This window comes from Dactylosporangium cerinum, from assembly GCF_042653625.1.
GTDB classification, from domain to species: domain Bacteria; phylum Actinomycetota; class Actinomycetes; order Mycobacteriales; family Micromonosporaceae; genus Dactylosporangium; species Dactylosporangium cerinum.
Genome location: NZ_JBHSIU010000141.1, coordinates 1 through 1,475, shown reverse-complemented (window position 1 = coordinate 1,475; position 1,475 = coordinate 1). Strand labels below are relative to the sequence as shown.

Here is a 1,475-nt window from a genome sequence, read left to right as displayed (position 1 = left end):
CGCAGCGCCTGCGTGTGGTCCTCGCTGCCGTGCACGAGGACCACGAAGTCGTCGGCGTAGCGGACCAGCCGCCACGTCGGCAACCCTTTGCTGCGCCGGTAGTTGCGGCGTGCGCTGGTGGACATCGTCCCGCCCGGCTTCCACGGCGCCATCAGATGCTCGTCGAGCACTGACAGCGCGATGTTGGCCAGCAGCGGCGACAGGATGCCGCCCTGCGGCGTGCCGGTGTGCGTGTCCTGCCGCTCACCCAGTTCAGTGAGGATCCCGGCTTTCAGGAACGCTTTCACCAGCGTCAGCACGCGTTTGTCCTTGATCCTTGCCCGGACGCGGTCCATCAACGCCGTGTGGTCGATCGAGTCGAAACACGCTTCGATGTCCGCGTCGAGCACCCACCGGTACCCGTTGGTGCCGTAGAGGTGGATGTCGGCAATCGCGTCCTGCGCCCGCCGCTTGGGCCGGAACCCGTAGGAGACCGGCTGGAAGTCGGCCTCGAAGATCGGTTCCAGCACCAGCTTCAACGCCGCCTGCACGACCCGGTCCGCCACCGTCGGTATGCCGAGGCGGCGGACCTTGCCCGACCCGCCCGGCTTCGGGATCTTGCGTTCCCGCACCGGAAGTGGCCGGAACGTGCCCGCCTTCAGGTGGCCACGCAGGTCGTTCAGGAACCCAGGGATTCCGAGAGTCTCCTCGACGTTCGCGACGGTGAGGCCGTCCACGCCGGGGGAGCGGGCGCCCAGGTTGCCTGCGACCCGGTCGAACGCCAACCGCAGCGTCGCCGGGTCGTGCACGAGGTTGAACAGGTCATCGAACCGGCGGCCAGGGTCGGCCGCCGCCCATCGGTGAAGTTTGGTCTGCATCTTCGCTACCCACCCGTGCGGGCCGAGGGCCTGTTCGGGTGGAGCGTCGCCGTTCGGCGGCGCGTCTTGCGGCATTACAGCCTCCGTCCCTTCGCGTAACCGCTGCCGCCCTTCCCCATGTGCCGGGCTTTCCCCGGCGCCGAGTACTACGGCGGCTCCGCCCCACCCGGCCCGTTCAGCGGTCGATGCACCTATCCCGGTCCGGTCGGCTGGCCGCCGCCCGTGCCGGGAACCGCGACCGGGTGGTTCCCGTGTTCACTGCTGCTCGTTCGTCGAAGGAGGAGCCCGACTTTGTCCCTGCGGCATTGCCATGGGTACGCCGCAGACCTTCCCCATGGCCTCCCGGACCGGCGATCCTGTCCGACCCGGAAGCTCCCCACCACGACGCGCGGCGGGAAAGCACCGCCCCCGGCCCTGATCCACCAGGTTCGAGCCGGCAACCTATTGAGGGACGTTATGACGCCGGTTCCTCGCGTACTCCTCTTCGTCTCGCTCGCCGGACCCGCACCATCTGGCAGTGCTGACACGTCCCGGCTTTGTCAGGGCTGCTCCCACCCTCCCCGGCATCACCCGGGGCAGGCTGCCCTCAGCTACGTCCACCTGCTGCGACAGGCTGAC

1 protein-coding gene is annotated in these 1,475 nt (G+C 68.9%); it reads right to left on the bottom strand.

What is annotated here, in order from left to right:
- The coding region (locus tag ACFPIJ_RS64390) for a reverse transcriptase domain-containing protein (protein WP_380129447.1) at positions 1 to 857 on the bottom strand (857 nt) is incomplete at its 3' end.
- Between the last annotated feature and the right edge of the window lie 618 nt (positions 858 to 1,475).